A 17,010-nucleotide genomic window follows, 5' to 3' on the forward strand; every position below is an offset into this window, starting at 1 on the left:
GACAGCCTCTCGCGACAGCTCGTGAACAGGTTACCGATAGCCCGGCACCTGAACTTGCATCCAGACCGGATTCCTAGTCCAATAGCGACTAATAAAAACGACATGAGCATCCCTGACATGAAGATCATCTCTTTCAATATCAATGGCCTGCGCGCCCGTCTTCATCAGTTGCAAGCCATCATCGACAAGCACCAGCCCGATGTGATCGGCCTGCAGGAGATCAAGGTCCACGACGAAGCCTTCCCGGTCGCGGACGTGGAGGCCATGGGCTATCACGTGGTGTTCCACGGCCAGAAGGGTCACTACGGGGTCGCCATCATGAGCAAGCAGGCGCCCATCGACGTGCAGAAGGGGTTCCCCACCGATCCCGAGGATGCCCAGCGCCGCATGATCATGGCCAGTTTCAAGCGGGAAGATGGCTCCCTCATCAAGGTGATGAACGGCTACTTCCCCCAAGGGGAGAGCCAGGATCACGAGACCAAGTTCCCGGCCAAGCAGAAGTTCTACGAGGACCTGCAGCACTACCTCGAGACCCACCACAGCCCGGACGACCAGATAGCGCTGATCGGGGATATGAACATCTCCCCCACGGATCTCGACATCGGCATCGGCGAGGCGAACCGCAAGCGCTGGCTGCGGGATGGCAAGTGCTCCTTCCTGCCCATCGAGCGTGAGTGGATGGAGCGGCTCAAAGGCTTCGGCCTCACCGACACCTTCCGCGCCGCCAACCCCACCGAGTGCGAGCGTTTTTCCTGGTTTGACTACCGCTCCAGGGGCTTTGACGAGAACCGTGGCCTGCGCATCGACCTCATCATGGCGTCCAATGCCCTCAAGGACAAAGTGACCGAGACCGGCATCGACTACGAGCTGCGCGGCATCGAGAAACCCTCCGATCACGCCCCCATCTGGACCTGCTTCGCCTGATCCCGGTGCCGTGCCTCCTGGCCCGGAACTCTGCCATCTCCCGACCCCAGCCCCTGCCGATGCGGGGGCTTTTTTGTTTATAGCCCCGCCATTTCTTAATCCATATCAACTCTTTGGCAGAGCGGGTCTGCCATACCTTGACCTTCTCCTGTTGGTAAGGTTTACATTTCTCATATTCGTCACAGGAAAGATGCACCATGTTGTCATCGAGATTGCCCACAGAACTCATCGCCCGGCTATTGCTGGCGTTGTTGCTCGTCTGCAATCTCACCCTCTGCATCGGCTGGCATGGTGCGGCCACCGCCCTTACAAGCCACTCACCCGACACCACCCTGACCCCGATGGCACAGCCCCATCCCCTGTCTCATGGGTTGCACGGGAGCGAGTCGGTACAGCACGCCGCCATGAACCATGACCAGGCCGGCACAGCTCCCCTCTCCTGCCATTCGGGCACAGTGAATGCGGAGTCCCTGTCGGGGGATGAGTGCCAGATGCAGAGCGGCTTCTCCGGTGCCGCCAATGCGCCTCCCCTGTTCGGCCTGCTGCTGTCATTGCTGCTGCTTCCGCTGTTGTTGCTGCCCCCTTCGTGGCATGTCGGTCCCCTGCTGGACAACTGGCTGCGGGATCCCTTCCTGCGTCTGCGTGGTACCCATCCGCCCTCCTGGCCCAGACGGCATCTGATGCTGTCTGTGCTGCGCCATTAGAAACCACTTCTCCCGTTAGCCCGTGCGATGGTACTGCCATCGCCATGCCGTGCACCGGCCGCTCCGTCGGCGGTGCCCCGATTGTCGGCCAATCCTGTCCACCGCGAGCCGAGCGTCACGTGCCTGTTGCACCGCATCCGCTCACGGCCGGACGGCCCGATACGAGAGAAGAAGTACCATGTCATCACCCAAGACGTTCGCACCCTCGTGCGCCCGGCCCTCCCGCCCGCTGTGTGCCGGAGGCCTGTCATGAACAAGACCCTGTTAATGGCCGCGTTGCTGCTCGCCCTCGGCGCCGGTGGCGGCTACTGGGCCGCCAGCCACCTGCCTGGCGATGGCGCCAGCGCCGAGAAGACGCCCCTCTACTGGGTCAACCCCATGGATCCCCGCGACAAGCGCGACGGCCCCGCCAAGGACAACATGGGGATGGACTTCATTCCCGTCTACGAGGAGCAGAAGAGCGGCTCACCGGGCACCGTCACCATCAGCCCCGAGATCCAGCAGAACCTGGGGGTGCGCCTCGCCAAGGTGGAACGATTGCCCATCCACCAGCAGATCGAGACGGTGGGCTACGTCGGCTATGACGAGGACAGACTGGAGGCGGTCAACGCCCGCATGGCAGGCTGGATCCGCACCCTCGCCATCAAGAGCGAGGGGCAGCAGGTCAGCAAGGGAAGCCTGATTTACGAGCTCTACGCCCCGGATCTGGTCAACGCCCAGCACGAGTACCTGCTCGCCCTCAACACCGCCAACCCGCTGCTGCTGCGCGCCGCCGAGGGCAAGCTCAAGTCCCTGCAGGTGCCGGCAGATCAGATAGCGGCCCTCAAGCGCAGCCGCCATGTGCAGGAGACGGTGCGCATCTATGCCCCGAGCAGCGGTTATGTTTCCGAGCTGAAGGTGCGCGAGGGCCAATACGTGGAGCCCGCCGCGGCGCTCTTTAACATCAGCACCCTCAAGCAGGTGTGGGTCAGTGCCGAGGTGTTCGAGCGCCAGGCGGCGCAGCTGAAGGTGGGCGATCCGGTCACCATGACCCTGGACTACGCCCCCGGTCGCAGTTGGCAAGGTAAGGTGGATTACCTCTATCCCACCCTGGATGCCGCCACCCGCACCCTCAAGGTACGGCTGCGCTTTGCCAACCCGGACGAATTTCTGAAACCCAATATGTTCGCCAAAGTAAACATTCGTACTGGTCAGGGAGAGCCCCGGCTGGTGGTGCCAAGCGAGGCGGTGATCCGCACCGGCAGCCAGGACAGGCTGGTGCTGGCGCTGGGAGATGGCAGCTTCAAGTCGGTCGCCGTCACCCTGGGCCCCCAGTTTGGTGACAAGGTGGCCATCAAGGCGGGGGTGGAGGCTGGGGACAGCATCGTCAGCTCGGCCCAATTCCTGCTCGACTCCGAATCGGCCATCGATTCAGACTTCCAGCGCATGACGGCGGTGCGCCCGGCTCAGGTGTGGACCCAGGGCGAGGTTGAAAGCATCGATCTGGCCAACCGCACCCTGATGGTCTCCCACCAGCCCATCCCCGAGTGGCAGTGGCCTGCCATGGAGATGGAGTTCACCGTGGCGGACGGGGTCGACATGAGCAAGCTGACCGAGGGTCAGACCCTGCATCTGCAAGTGATGCAGGAGGGAGATGAGTACCGCATCACCACCATCCATCAGGAGAGTGCTCCGGCCAGCGCTGATGCGCCGGCAAAGGATGAGATGGAAGGGATGGATCATAGCCAGATGGAGAAGAAATCATGACCCCCTCCATCATTCGCGGCTTTGCCAACAACCGCTCTTCACTTTCTGCGCCCCATGAGAAAGGAGTCCAATCATGATTCCTGCCATCATTCGCTGGTCCGTGGGCAACCGCTTTCTGGTGCTGCTGCTGACCGTCATGCTTACCGCCTGGGGGCTCTGGTCGGTCAAGCAGACCCCGGTAGACGCCCTGCCGGATCTCTCCGACGTGCAGGTGATCATCAAGACGGCCTACCCGGGCCAGGCGCCCCAGGTGGTGGAGGATCAGGTGACCTACCCGCTCACCACCGCCATGCTGGCGGTGCCGGGGGCCACCACGGTACGCGGCTACTCCTTCTTCGGCGACTCCTTCGTCTATGTGCTGTTTGACGACAACACCGACCTCTACTGGGCCCGCGCCCGGGTGCTGGAGTATTTGAGCCAGGTTGCGCCCAACCTGCCCGCCTCCGCCCGCCCCCAGCTCGGCCCCGATGCTACCGGGGTGGGCTGGGTCTACCAGTACGCGCTGGTGGACAGAACCGGCAAACATGACCTCAGCGAGCTCACCTCGCTGCAGAACTGGTTGCTCAAGTTCGAGCTGCAGACGGTGGACGGCGTCTCCGAGGTCGCCACCGTGGGCGGCATGGTGCGCCAGTATCAGGTGCGGGTCGACCCGGACAAGCTGCGCGCCTACGGCATCCCGCTCTCCCTTATCGAGACCGCCATCCAGCAGGGCAACCAGGAGACCGGCGCCTCCGTCATCGAGATGGCGGAAGCGGAGTACATGGTGCGCTCGAACGGGTACCTCAAGAGCGTGGAGGATCTGAAGCAGATCCCGCTTGGTACCAATGTACGCGGCGCCCCGCTGCTGCTGGGTGACGTGGCGGATGTGGTCACCGGCCCCCAGAGCCGACGCGGCGTCGCCGAGCTCAACGGCGAGGGGGAAGTGGTGGGTGGCATCATCGTCATGCGTTTCGGCGAGAACGCCCAGCACACCATAGACGGGGTCAAGAAACGGCTCGCAGAGCTCAAAAGCAGCCTGCCGGAAGGGGTGGAGATCGTCACCGTCTACGATCGATCCGATCTTATCCAACGCGCCATCGACAACCTCTCCGGCAAGCTGCTGGAGGAGTTCGCGGTGGTGGTGCTGGTCTGCCTCGCCTTCCTGTTCCACCTGCGCTCATCCCTGGTGGTGGTCATCTCCTTGCCCATCGCCATCCTGACCGCCTTCATCGTCATGCACCTGCAGGGGATCAACGCCAACATCATGTCGCTGGGGGGCATCGCCATCGCCATCGGCGCCATGGTGGATGGCGCCATCGTGATGATCGAGAACGTCCACAAGCATATAGAGCGCACCGAGCTGACGGAGAAGAACCGCTGGCAAGTGATCGTCGAGGCGAGCATCGAGGTGGGCCCCGCCATCTTCTTCTCCCTGCTGATCATCACCATCAGCTTCCTGCCGGTGTTCGCGCTGGAGGCGCAGGAGGGGCGGATGTTCCACCCGCTCGCCTACACCAAGACCTATGCCATGGCGGCGGCGGCCGGGCTCGCCATCACGCTGGTGCCGGTGATCATGGGCTACTTCATCCGTGGCAAGGTGCTGGCGGAGCAGGCCAACCCGCTGAACCGTGGCTTAAGCCAGGCATATGTGCCGCTGCTCAAGGCCGTGCTGGCCCGTCCGAGAACCACGCTGGCCATCGCCGCTGTGGTGACGGTGGCAGGCTTCTGGCCCCTCAAGTACCTGGGCTCGGAGTTCATTCCGCCGCTCGATGAGGGGGACATCATGTATATGCCCACCACTGCGGCCAACATCTCGGTGGGCAAGGCGCGGGAGATTTTGCAGCAGACCGACAAGCTCATTCGCACCGTGCCCGAGGTGCAGAACGTGTTCGGCAAGGCAGGCCGCGCCGACTCGGCCACAGACCCTGCAGACCTCGTGATGATGGAGACCAGCATCCAGCTCAAGCCCCGCGACCAGTGGCGCCCCGGCATGACCCCTGAGAAGCTGAAAGAAGAGCTAGACTCCCTCATCCGCTTCCCCGGTCTCACCAACGCCTGGGTGCCCCCCATCAAGACCCGTATCGACATGCTGGCCACCGGCATCAAGACCCCGGTCGGCATCAAGATTGCGGGGCCCGACCTCAAGGTCATTCAGGGGCTCGGCCAGCAGCTTGAGCAAGTAGTCGGCAAGGTGGAGGGCGCCTCATCGGTCTACGCAGAGCGGGTGGCCGGTGGTCGCTACGTCAAGGTGGACATCGACCGGCTGAAAGCGGCCCGTTACGGCCTCAACATTGCCGACGTGCAGGCGGTGCTCGCCACCGCGGTGGGCGGCATGGAGGTGGGACAGACCATCGAGGGGCGCGAGCGCTACCCCATCAACTTGCGCTACCCCCAGAGCTACCGCGATTCTGTGGCCAGCCTGGAGCTGCTGCCGCTGGTGACCCCGAGCGGCGTGCGCATCGCGCTGGCGGACGTGGCCCGGGTCTACATCAGCGACGAGGCGCCCATGCTGCGCAGCGAGAATGCGCGCCTCAACGGCTGGGTCTACGTGGATATTCGCGGCCGCGATATCGGCTCCTTTGTAGCCGAGGCCAAGGCCGAGGTGGACAAGCAGCTGGTGCTGCCGGCGGGCTACGCCCTCACCTGGTCCGGCCAATACGAATACATGGAGCGGGCCAAGGCGCGCCTCGCCTACGTGGTGCCATTAACCGTCGCCATTATCGTGCTGCTGCTCTATCTGGCGTTTCGCCGCTTCCAGGAGGTGCTGCTCATCCTCACTACCCTGCCGCTGGCGGTGGTGGGCGGGATCTGGACCCTCTGGCTGCTCGACTTCAACCTCTCGGTGGCGGTCGGGGTCGGCTTTATCGCCCTGGCCGGGGTGGCGGTGGAGACAGGCGTCTTGATGCTGGTCTACCTCAACCACGCCTGGGATGACCTGGTGGCGAGCGGCAAGCCGGACAAGGCGGGCCTGCACCGGGCAGTGATCCACGGCGCCGCCCTGCGCCTGCGCCCCAAGATGATGACGGTGGTGACCATCATCGCCGGCCTCTTGCCCATCATGTGGAGCCAGGGCACCGGCTCCGAGGTAATGCAGCGCATCGCTGCCCCCATGATCGGCGGCATGGTGAGCGCGCTGGTGCTGACCCTCCTGGTGCTGCCCGCCGCCTACTACCTGTGGCGCAGTCGGCACCTGGGCGCGACCGAGCACCAACCCGCCGAATAACCCGGTGGATGCGCCCTTTTTAACAACCAAGAATGTGAATAAACGACGAGGAAACACCATGAACTACAAGACACTGACCCTGACCCTGCTGCTTGGTCTCGCCGCCCACACCGGCCTGCAGGCCGAGGAGATGATGAACCATGCCGGCCACGACATGGGCCAGATGAGCCAGATGGAAGGCATGAACGAGATGGCGATGACCCAGGGGGTCATCAGCCGCATCGACGCGGCCAACGGCAAGGTAGGCATCAAGCACGAGGCCATCGACAACCTCAAGATGCCCCCTATGACCATGGTGTTTCGGGTGGCCGATCCGGCCCTGCTGGAGGGGCTCAAGGTGGGGGATGCGGTGCGCTTCCACGCCGAGAACCCTGCGGGCAAGCTGACGGTGACCCAACTGCAGAAGCAGTGAGCGCTGGCCACGGTAATAAAAAACGGCGGGATAATCCCGCCGTTTTGCTGTCCGGGCCCTGGCAATCGAGGCCGCTCAGCCGCGAATATGCTCGATAAAGGCGTCGATCTGTTCGCGGGTACAGGCCGGGTTCATGAAGACCGCCTTCTCGCCGGCGATGTAGGAGTACTTGCCGCGCTCGTCGTATTCCGAGTGCGCCACCGCCTCCACCCAGTTGGTGTAGAGCCCCACCTTGCCGCGCTGCTTGAACAGGTTGCGGTGGTATTCGGTGTTGCGTGCCAGCCGCGCCTTGTAGGCCGCATCCGGGCTGCGGGCCAGCTCGAAGGCGAACTCGGCTTCCGGGTCGCTCACCCACTCGGGGTTGTAGATCTTGAAGCCCACGCTCGGGCCCTGATTCTCCTGGGCCACCAGCTTGACGTTGCCAAGCTGGCTTAACCGGAAGCGGAAGTAGTTGGCGTTTTGCAGGCAGTGGGCCAGCACGGTGCGATAACCCTCCACCCCCAGGTAGTTGAGCGCCGCATAGGCGCCGAACAGGCCGCTCGCCCCGCGGGAGCACTCGATCGTGGACTGCAGGTGGGTCTGACCCTGAATGTCACGCTCGAAGTAGGAGAAGTTTTCCGGGTCATTCTCCATCGCCTTGAGGTCCTCCCGCTCCTTGATCATCACCAGGCTGGAGGTGTAAGGCACATAGCCCCACTTCTGGAAGTCGACGGTGAAGGAGTCGGCGAATTTCAGCTCCGCAAAGCGCGCCACGTTGCGCTCGATCCCGGCCAGGGTCGCGGCGTTGATGGCGAGCGGGTTGGCGGCAAAGTCGTAATCCAGGAAGAAGATCATCGACCAGCCGATGGCGGCATCCACGTGGATATGGGGCTTGACCGCCACCTCGAACCGCTCGCACAGCCGATCCCGCAGGTCCACCACGGGTTTCACCCTATCCACCCCGAAGGTGTCGGTGGTGCCCATGGTGAGCATGATGGTGGGCACCACGTGTTTGAGGGCAAAGCAGGCGGTCAGGGTACGCTCGAGATCCACCAGATCGATGTCGTTGTTCTCGCCGACCTGGATGCGGATGGTCTTGTTCTCGATGTCGACCCCGAGCAGGGAGAGGTTGGTGATGTTGGAGTAGTGACCGCCCTGGGAGTTGATGATGCGGTAATCCTGATAGTGGCCGAGCCCCTTGTGCTTGGCCTCTGGCAAGCTCTTGCGAATACCGAGCAGATAGCCATAGAGGTTACAGAAGGTCCCCCCCTGGGTGAAGATGCCGGTGGCGCGGGCCGGGTCGTAACCCGCCAGCAGGGCAATCTGGCGTACCACCTTTTTTTCGAGCTCCTCGGCCACCCCGGCATATTCGGAGTAGACCAGGTTGGGGTTGGCGAGGATCCCCATCTGGGCGCCATAGATGGCGGGATCCGCCGACATGGTGATGACGTTCTCGACGCTGGAGGGGTTCTCCCAGTCTTTGGAGAGGGCGCCGGCAAACAGCAGCTCGGTCATGGGTTCACCCGGGGTGCGCATCTGTGCGGGCACCGGCATGGTCTCGCACAAGTCGGCGAGGCGGGCACGGCCATCGGGCCAGGCATTGAGGCGCGCATCCGGGGCCAGGCCCCGGGCGCGAAACTCGTTGAGGGTGGCGAAGCCGGGTTCGCGGAACACCGGCCAGAGATCGGGGTTGCGCGAGAAGAAATTGGCTTTGACGGTGGCAAAACGGGCGGAGAAGTCGGGGTGGACGGCGTTGACGCCTTCCTCTTTCAGATAGACAAGATCGTTCATGACAAGACCATTAGTACTGCAAATGTGTCCCGGTTATACCCCCGGGGCGGCACAGGAAACAGCGACAATAACTAATGGTCTGCCCTACTTTTTATCATGACCGTGACAGTCGCGGGCTGACGACAAACCGGCGACGGATGGCTTGCTCCGTTTCGTGATCCGGGTCAAGCGTCTCAGCGTAGCGCCGTCACCAGCCAGGCCTCCAGTTCCGCCAGCTCGTGGGCCCTGGCCGGGAACTCGCTCATCAGCTGGCGCAACAGCACCGCCATCGCCTCGGGTCTGTAGGACGCGCCCACCAGCCGCTCGGCCAGCACATCCAGGGGGGCCGGATCCAGGCTGTCGCTGAAGATCTGCGCCCGCCCTATCACCCCCTTCTCCACGTCGAAGTGCAGCTCCACCCCGCCCCAACCGAAGCGCTCGTCCAGCTGATGGCTGAACGCCGGGGCGTGGCCGAAGTTCCACTCCCAGCTGCGCTGACGGGCGAAGGTCTCGGCAAAGCCAGGCAGGTCGGGCATCTGTTCGGGGGAGATATGCTCGGGTAGCACCCGCTCACCGTAGTAACCGAAGAAGGCCTCCAGCAGCGCCTCGCTCACCCCTTGATGGTCGATCCCAGGCCGCAGATCGCAGAGGTTGGCGACCCGGCTGCGCACCGAGCTGATCCCCTTGGCCGCCAGCTTCTTGGGGTCGGGATTGAGGTAGTTGGCCAGACGGCCGAGGTCTGCGTCCAACAGCAGGGTGCCGTGGTGAAAGCCGCGATCCTGGGTCTCCCGGTAGGCGGAGCCCGACACCTTGCGATCCCCGTCCGGGGTCGCCACCAGCAAATCGTTGCGACCGGAGGCAAAGGCCTCGACCCCGAGCCGCCTCAGCGCATCCAGCACGATGGCGGTGGAGACGCTCTTGTCATAACCGGGCTTGCCCGCCATGAAGGTGAAGCAGCTGTTGCCAAGGTCGTGAAACACGGCCCCGCCCCCGCTGCTGCGCCGGGCCAGGGTCACCCCGTCCTCTTCCATCCGGCGAGTATTGCACTCCTTCCAGGGATTCTGGGCCCGGCCGATCACCACGGTATTGGCGTTGCGCCACAGGAACAGCACCCGCTGGGCGGGATCCATCTGGCGGAAGATGCACTCTTCCACCGCCAGGTTGAACAGGGGATCGTGGGAGTCGGAGACCAGCAGGCGCAGGGAAGACATTGGGGGACCTCATTGGAAAAAGGGGAGACTACCATACCACCGTCCCCATGGGGCGTCCTCTCCTGGCCACAGTGGCAATACGAGGTGGCACAGAAGGCCTGAAGATGTAGCCCAGCAGCAACCGGCGCGATAACAGCCGCAAGGAGGGAGGATGACGGTTTGCCCCCATGACAGGGACCGTGACAAGGTCGGATAAGGCTCAAAAATGTACCATTTCCTCATTGCGCGTGATGAATGACACAAAAATGACTTTTAATGCCACGCATCGCCCCTCTTTATGGGCTTCTCTCCCCTTGCGGATAACCAGAAATTGTTTGACTCTAGCCAGCAGAGCACCTCCCGAGAGAATCGCGGTATGACGGAGTCCGATGCCCCCTGCCAGCGTAGATGCTGGCTCCTGTCCATCTGGGTGGTGATATCCACCCTGATCACGCTTCCCCTCCGAGCAGACGAGCACGTCATAGTGCAACTGCCATGGCAGCATCAGTTCCAGTTTGCCGGCTACTATGCCGCCATCGCCAAGGGCTTTTATCGGGACGCCGGTTTGCGGGTCACCCTGCGCGAGGCAGGCCCCCACACCGATGTGATCAACGAGGTGACCACGGGCAGGGCCCAGTTCGGCATCCGGGGCAGCGATCTGCTGCTGGCCCGGGCCGCAGGGCGACCCGTGGTGGTGCTCGCCGCCATGTTGCAGCACTCTCCCCTGGTGCTGCTCACCCTGGACAGACCCGATATCCGCACCCCGGCGGACCTGGCCAACAAACGCCTGATGCTGGAGCCGGGCTCCAACGAGCTGCTGACCTATCTTCACCACTATACGCAGACCAGACAGTGGAACACCCTCCCCTACGAACAGGGCGTGCAGGCGCTGTTGACAGGCAAGGTGGATGCCATCAGTGCCTACAGCTCCACCGAGCCCTTCTATCTGCAACAGAGAGGGATCCCCTATCGGGTCTTCAGCCCGCGCGCCATGGGCTTTGACTTCTACGGGGACAACCTGTTCACCTCCGAACACGAGCTCGTCACTCGTCAGGAGCGGGTCCATGCCTTCCTGCAGGCGAGCCTCAAGGGGTGGCGCTATGCCATGGACCATCCCGAAGAGATGATCGACCTGATCATGGCGCAGTACCCGAGTGGTGCTGGCCGTGAGCGCTTGGCGTTCGAGGCCCGCGAAACCCGGGCGCTGATGCAGCCGGATCTCATCGAGCCTGGCTACATGCAGCAGGAACGCTGGCAACAGATCGCCAGAACCTATCTGGACGCGGGCATGCTCAAGGCCATGCCCAGCCTGGCCTCCTTCATCTACGACCCGGCCCAGGCCCGCCTGCACCAGCAGCGGCAACTGCTCGACAGGAGCGTGGCGGTGGCCATCCTGATCACCTTCAGCCTGCTGGTGCTGCTCGGCATCTTCCTGTACCTCCATCTGCGGCTGCGCCAGGAGGCGCGGGATCGCCAGCGGCTCACCCGGGAACTGGCCCAGCGCGAGCAGCACTACCGCTTCGTGGCGGAGAACAGCGCCGACGTGATCTGGACCATGGATACCGCCTCCTTGCGCTTTCGTTACGTCAGCCCGGCCATCGGCCCCCTCAGCGGTTATGAGCCCGCCGAGCTCTTCACCATGTCCCTCAAGCAACTGTTGCCCGACGAATCCAGAAGGCAGCTGCGCGACGAGATCACCGCCGCCCTGGCCGCCTGGCAACGGGGTGAACAGGCCCAGACCCGCTGCGTCATCCACTCCCAGTTGCGCCACAAGGATGGCCATCTGGTGGCCATCGAGACGATCACCACCTTGCACGGCAACGCCCGGGAGCGGCCGGATGCCATTCTGGGGGTGACCCGGGATGTCACCGAGCGGGCGGCCCGGGAGGAGATGATGCGCCGCCTCGCCTTCCATGATCCCCTCACCGGCCTGCCCAATCGCCGCCTGCTGCAACAGCGGCTGAAAGAGAGGCTGCAGCAGGAGCCAGACCGCCCCCTGGCCCTCATCTTCATCGATCTCGATCACTTCAAGCCGATCAACGACACCTTTGGCCACGAGACCGGAGACCGGCTGCTCAAGCTGGTGGCCGAGCGCATGGGTCATTGCGTGCGAGAGGACGACCTGGTGGTGCGGCTCGGCGGCGACGAATTCGTGGTTCTGCTGCCCGATACCGGCGATGGCGCGCTGGCGGTGGCCGACAAGCTGCACCAGAGCCTGCACCATGCATTCCAGATTGAACAGCAGGCGCTGCGCATCTCCAGCAGCATTGGGGTCGCCCTCTATCCGGAACACGGTGCCGACCCGAAGACCCTGATGCACCACGCCGATCAAGCCATGTATCAGGCGAAGAACCAAGGGCGTGGCCGGGTTTGCCTGTTTACGGCCACCTGGGATCCGGCGCAGGGAACCCTGCTGTGGCATCCCGGCCATGCATGCGGCCATCCCCGTATCGATGCAGAGCATCACCGGCTCTTCATGCTGGCCAATCGCCTGCTGGAGCACATGAAGGATCAGGGCGAACAATCCGGGCAATTTCTGGAGAGTCTGGAGAGCCTGTTCGTGATGACCCGCCAGCACTTTGCCTTCGAAGAGCAGATGCTGGCAGCGTGCGACTACGGGGAGCTCGCCAGCCATCGACTGGATCACCAGAGGCTGCTCGACAAGGCCTCCCAGCTGATGACCGCCGCCAGGGCGGGGACGCTCGGCAACGACGAGCTGCTCAACTTCATCATTCAGGAGCTGGTGGTCGGCCACATGAGCCAGGCGGACAGGCGTTATTTCCCGCTGTTCAAGGCTGGCGACCCCCAACAGATTGCAGAGGCCATCCCCTAGTCCCCCCGCAGGGCGACCACCGGGTCGAGGCGCACCGCCCGCAAAGCGGGGGCGACCCCGGCCAGCAGGCCGACCAGCGCGCTGCAACCGAGCGCCAGCAGCAGATAGAGAGGATGGAGGGTGAGCGGCAACCCGGCCGCCAGCAAGGCAAGCAGCAGCTTGAGCCCGCCAAGCAGGGCCAGCCCCATGGCCCCGCCCAGCAGCGCCAGCACCACGGCTTCGAGCAAAAACAGCAGCAGGATGCGCCGCCGCGGGCAACCCAGCGCCATCAGCAAGCCCACCTCGGGGATCCGCTCCTGCTGGGCGATGCTCATGATGCTGAAGATGCCAACCGCCCCGATAAGCAGCGAAATGATGCCGAGCCCACCGACCGCCAGCTTGATGATGGAGAGGATCTTGTCGAGGCTGGTCAGCATGTCCTGCTGGGAGGTGAGGGTGAAATCCTCGGCGCCGTGGCGAGCGATCAGCTCCCGCCGGATCTGGGCGGATATGTCGGCCTCTGTCTGCCCGGCGCGATAAATGACGTCGATCTCCTGCAACCCCTCCTTGTTGAACAGCGCCTGGGCGTGGGCGGCGGGCAGATAGATCATGTCGTCCAGATCGAAGCCGAGAAACTGCCCCTTGGGGGCCAGCACCCCGGCCACCCGAAAGCGGCGATCACCGGCGCGCAACAGGCTCCCTGGCCCATCGCCGCCAGGAAACAGCTCCGCCGCCACCTTGGCGCCCAGCACCGCATAGGCGCGGGGCATGGCGCTGTCATCCGCGGGCAGAAAACGCCCCTGCACCAGGGTGAGCCGCCAGCCGGAGAGCGCCGCCGGGCCGGTACCCAGAATGGCGGTGCTGCGGGTCAACCCGCGGCTGCGCACCTCCCCCTGCCCCTGCACCACCGGCAACGCCGCTTCTACCCCCGGCAATCTGGCGAGGGCATCGGCATCCTCCAGCAGCAGGGGACGGCTGCTGGAGAGGATGCCGGGCGGCCCGCCGGCGGTTTCGGTCTTGCCCGGGGTCACCGCGATCAGCCGGGTACCGAATTGGGAGAAACTGTCGAGCAGATAGAGCCTGAGCCCCTCGCCGATACCGGTGAGCAGGGTCACCGAGGCGATCCCGATGGCGATGCCGAGCGCCGACAGCAGGCTGCGACTGCGCCCGGCCAGCAGGGCGCGCCACAACCAGAACAGCAGATCAGCGAGGCGCATCAGCCACCACTCCATTGCCCGCTGCGCAGGCTGCTGACCGGATCCTGCCGTGCCGCCCGGGAGGCGGGCAGCCAGCTGAAGAAGAGCCCGGTCAGCAGGGCCGCCGGCAGGGTACAGAGGGTCGCGAGCAGAGGGACTGCCGCCGGGAAGCTGGGCCAGATCAACCCGGCGATAGCGACCAGGGCATAGCCCAAAGCCGTGCCAAACAGCGCACCACTGCCGCTCAGCAGCAGCGCCTCCCACAAGAACAGCTGGCGGATCTGGCGACTGTCTGCCCCCAGCGCCTTGAGCAGGCCGATCTCGCCGGTGCGCTGGCGGGTGCTGATCAGCGCCAGATTCATCATCATGATGCCGGACACCAGCAGGCTGATGGCACCGATACCGGCGACCGCCAGGGTGAGGGTCGAGAGAATTGTGGAGAAGGTGGCCAGCATGGCGTCACGGCGCACCACGGTCACATCGAGCACCCCGTGGCGCGCCTGCATCAGTTGCTCCAGTCGCTTGACCAGCGGGGGCACTGCTTGCCCCGCCAGCGGCTGGATCAGTAAACGAAACAGCCCCTCGGTATTGAACAGCCACATGGCGCTGCCCACCGGGATCAGCGCCGCCTCGCCCATGTCCATCCCCAGATTGCTGCTCTGGCTGGTGAAGACCCCCACCACCCGAAAGCGGCGATTGTCAAAACGCAGCCACTGGCCGACCGGCTCGGCCTGACCGAACAGCTCCCGGGCCGCCACGGCCCCGAGCAGGGCGACCGGTCGATCCTCTGCGGCCTCTCCCGGCAGCCAGCGGCCGGAGAGCAGTTCCAGCCCGTGGGTATCACGCAGCCCGTTGCTGCTGCCAAGCAGCATGGTCTGGCGCAACCGCGCCCCCTGCTTGGCCTCGGCAAAGCCCATCACCAGCGGCACCAGCCTGAGCAGGGGTTGATGCTGGCCAAGGTAGTGCATGTCGTCGAGGGTGATCTGCCGCAGGCTGTTGCCGGTGACCGGCGGCAGCCCGCCGGTGGTCTCCTTGCGGCCCGGGAACATCACCAGCAGATCCTTGCCAAGGGAGCTGAACTGGTCGGCGACGTAGCGTCTCGCTCCCTCCCCCAGCGCGGTGAGCAGCAGCACCGAGGTGACGCTCAGGCTGACCGCCAGTATCAGCACCAGTGCCCGTGAACGCTGACGCAATAACGCCACGGCGGCGAAGCGGATGGCATCGGGGCGCCGCATTCAGTCCCCACCGCTGTCGCTGCTGATACGGCCATCGTTCATCAGGATCCGCCTGCCCGCCCGTTCACCGAGGCGCGGATCGTGGGTTACCACCACCAGGGTGATCCCCTGCTCCCGGTTGAGCCCCTCGAGCAGGGTGATCACCTCCTCCCCGGAGCGGGAGTCGAGATTGCCGGTGGGCTCGTCCGCCAGGATCAGCCGCGGCGCCATGGCCATGGCCCGGGCGATGGCCACCCGCTGGCGCTGACCACCGGAGAGCTCTGCGGGCCTGTGGTCGGCCCGGTTGTCCAGCCCCAGCTCCTCCAGCAGGCGCTGGCTGCGGCGATGACGCTCGGCGGGGGCAATCCCGCACAGCATCAGCGGCAACTCGACGTTTTCACGGGCGGTGAGGCGGGAGACAAGGTGAAACGACTGGAACACGAAGCCGATGCGATGGCCGCGCAGCCGGGCCAGCGCCGGCTCTGGCAGGGTGGCGGTGTCCTCGCCCCCCAGCCAGTAACGCCCCTCGTCGGGCCGATCCAGCAGCCCCAGCACGTTGAGCAGGGTCGATTTGCCCGAACCCGAGGGGCCCATCACCGCCAGATATTCCCCCTCGGCAACCCGCAGAGAAACGCGATCGAGGGCGGCCACTTCGCTCCCCCCCAGAGTGAAACGACGGCTGACGGCTTCGAAGCGAATGAGCTCACTCATCCGCCGGCTCCGTGGCGGCGCTGAAGGGCCCCTCCCCGACAATCTGACCGGGCTGGGCCGCCAGCCGATCACCGGCGGCGAGCCCCTCTGCCACCTCAATCCAGTTCCAGTTCTCCACGCCCCAGCGGGGCAGCACCCGCACCAGCTTATCTCCCTCCAGCCGCAGCACGCTGCCATCGTCGGCCCGGCTGCTGGCCGCTACCCGCAACACCTCGGTGGCGCGGGTCACCTCGACCTCAAGGTCGGCGCTGTAGCCAATGAGCAAAGGCACGTCGCCGGGCGGAGCCGTGAGCACCGCCTCCACCTCCACGGTACGGGCCTGCTTCTCCAGCTCCTTCACATAGGGGGCGATACGGGTGACGGCGGCGACAAAATCGCGTCCGGGCATGGCATCGAGCAGTACCCGGGCGCTCTGGCCCACCTTGAGACGGGCAGCATCCACCTCATCGATGGGGGCAGAGACATAGAGGCAGTTATCGTCGATGAGATCGATGACGGGGGGCATGGCCACCCCGGGGGGCGAGGGAGTCATGTATTCGCCCAGCTTGCTGTTGACCTCCGCCACCACCCCGGTAAACGGCGCCAGCAGGCGGCGCTCGCTCAAGCGGGCTTCCACTTGGGCGACCAGCGCCTCGTCGACCCGCTCCTGCTGACGGGATGCCCGGCAGATATAGCGGCGGGTATCGGCCAGGTTCTGGGCCTGCTCGGCCAGGGTGCGGGAGGTGAGGTTCTTGGCCAGCAAGGTGGCCAGCCGGTTGGCCTCCCGCTCGTAGTAGGCCGCCTCGCTGCAACGCTCCTCCCGCTGGGTCTTGCCAAGGGCCTGCTGGGCGAGGGCGCGGCTGAGATCGGCGCGGATATCGTCGCTCCAGAGCGTCAGCAGCAGATCCCCCTTCGCCACCCTGTCCCCGGCCTTGACGGCGATCTGCTCCACGACGCCGCCACCGGGCAGACTGAGCCCCGCCCGCTGGCACGACTTGATGGTGCCGGCCCGGGTGTTGACCACAGTGACCAGCACATCCCCCCGCCCGACCTCAGTCAGCCTGATCGGCGTCGGCTGCGGTCGCCACCACCATGCCACGGCAGCCACCGCTACCACAGCGCCACTTCCCCACCACAGCCAACTTCTCTTCATCGCGCATCCTTTCGCTGT

At 64.7% G+C, this 17,010-nt stretch carries 12 protein-coding genes; 6 read left to right on the plus strand and 6 right to left on the minus strand.

Annotation, left to right across the window (positions count from 1 at the left end; genetic code table 11):
* Positions 1-117 precede the first annotated feature (117 nt).
* The 5 genes from xthA (at position 118) to KW824_RS06495 (ending at position 6,988) form a co-directional block, all read left to right on the plus strand.
* On the plus strand, positions 118-924 hold the full coding sequence (gene xthA / locus KW824_RS06475; RefSeq protein ID WP_041205378.1) for an exodeoxyribonuclease III: 807 nt from the start codon (positions 118-120) through the stop codon (positions 922-924).
* A gap of 197 nt (positions 925-1,121) precedes the next feature.
* The gene (locus KW824_RS06480) at positions 1,122-1,628 is read left to right on the plus strand and encodes a hypothetical protein (protein ID WP_182788319.1); all 507 of its coding nucleotides are present in this window, start codon (positions 1,122-1,124) and stop codon (positions 1,626-1,628) included.
* Positions 1,629-1,877: 249 nt separating this feature from the next.
* The gene (locus KW824_RS06485; RefSeq protein ID WP_218409314.1) at positions 1,878-3,374 is read left to right on the plus strand and encodes an efflux RND transporter periplasmic adaptor subunit; all 1,497 of its coding nucleotides are present in this window, start codon (positions 1,878-1,880) and stop codon (positions 3,372-3,374) included.
* 73 nt (positions 3,375-3,447) lie between these two features.
* On the plus strand, positions 3,448-6,576 hold the full coding sequence (locus KW824_RS06490; protein ID WP_218409315.1) for an efflux RND transporter permease subunit: 3,129 nt from the start codon (positions 3,448-3,450) through the stop codon (positions 6,574-6,576).
* Between the two features lie 58 nt (positions 6,577-6,634).
* Positions 6,635-6,988, plus strand: coding sequence for a copper-binding protein (locus KW824_RS06495; RefSeq protein WP_218409316.1), 354 nt, complete (start codon positions 6,635-6,637; stop codon positions 6,986-6,988).
* A 75-nt stretch (positions 6,989-7,063) separates the two neighbouring features.
* Here KW824_RS06495 and KW824_RS06500 read toward each other — a convergent pair whose 3' ends face one another.
* Together KW824_RS06500 and KW824_RS06505 are read right to left on the minus strand one after the other, a co-directional pair.
* Positions 7,064-8,758 carry a pyridoxal-dependent decarboxylase gene (locus KW824_RS06500; RefSeq protein WP_218409317.1) on the minus strand — a complete coding sequence of 565 codons (1,695 nt, stop codon included), beginning with the start codon at positions 8,756-8,758 and terminating at the stop codon, positions 7,064-7,066.
* A 173-nt stretch (positions 8,759-8,931) separates the two neighbouring features.
* Positions 8,932-9,948 (minus strand): lipoate--protein ligase A, encoded by a 1,017-nt coding sequence (locus tag KW824_RS06505; RefSeq protein ID WP_218409318.1) that lies wholly within the window; start codon positions 9,946-9,948, stop codon positions 8,932-8,934.
* 355 nt (positions 9,949-10,303) lie between these two features.
* Here KW824_RS06505 and KW824_RS06510 point away from each other — a divergent pair, with 355 nt between their 5' ends.
* Positions 10,304-12,760: a diguanylate cyclase domain-containing protein gene (locus KW824_RS06510; protein WP_171273494.1), complete on the plus strand. Its 2,457-nt coding sequence runs from the start codon at positions 10,304-10,306 to the stop codon at positions 12,758-12,760.
* Here the strand turns inward: KW824_RS06510 and KW824_RS06515 are convergent.
* From KW824_RS06515 to KW824_RS06530, 4 genes are read right to left on the minus strand one after another with little or no spacing between them, the layout of a single operon-like run.
* On the minus strand, positions 12,757-13,956 hold the full coding sequence (locus tag KW824_RS06515) for an ABC transporter permease (RefSeq protein ID WP_218409319.1): 1,200 nt from the start codon (positions 13,954-13,956) through the stop codon (positions 12,757-12,759). The genes KW824_RS06510 and KW824_RS06515 overlap by 4 nt on opposite strands.
* Complete coding sequence (locus tag KW824_RS06520) at positions 13,956-15,170, minus strand: ABC transporter permease (RefSeq protein WP_218409320.1); 1,215 nt, start codon at positions 15,168-15,170, stop codon at positions 13,956-13,958. Before KW824_RS06520 ends, KW824_RS06515 begins: the two co-directional genes overlap by 1 nt.
* A complete protein-coding gene (locus KW824_RS06525) occupies positions 15,171-15,860 on the minus strand; it encodes an ABC transporter ATP-binding protein (RefSeq protein ID WP_218409321.1) in 690 nt (229 codons plus the stop codon).
* On the minus strand, positions 15,853-16,992 hold the full coding sequence (locus KW824_RS06530) for an efflux RND transporter periplasmic adaptor subunit (RefSeq protein WP_218409322.1): 1,140 nt from the start codon (positions 16,990-16,992) through the stop codon (positions 15,853-15,855). Before KW824_RS06530 ends, KW824_RS06525 begins: the two co-directional genes overlap by 8 nt.
* Positions 16,993-17,010 lie beyond the last annotated feature (18 nt).

The organism is Aeromonas sp. sif0611 (assembly GCF_019218845.1).
Taxonomy (GTDB): domain Bacteria; phylum Pseudomonadota; class Gammaproteobacteria; order Enterobacterales; family Aeromonadaceae; genus Aeromonas; species Aeromonas media.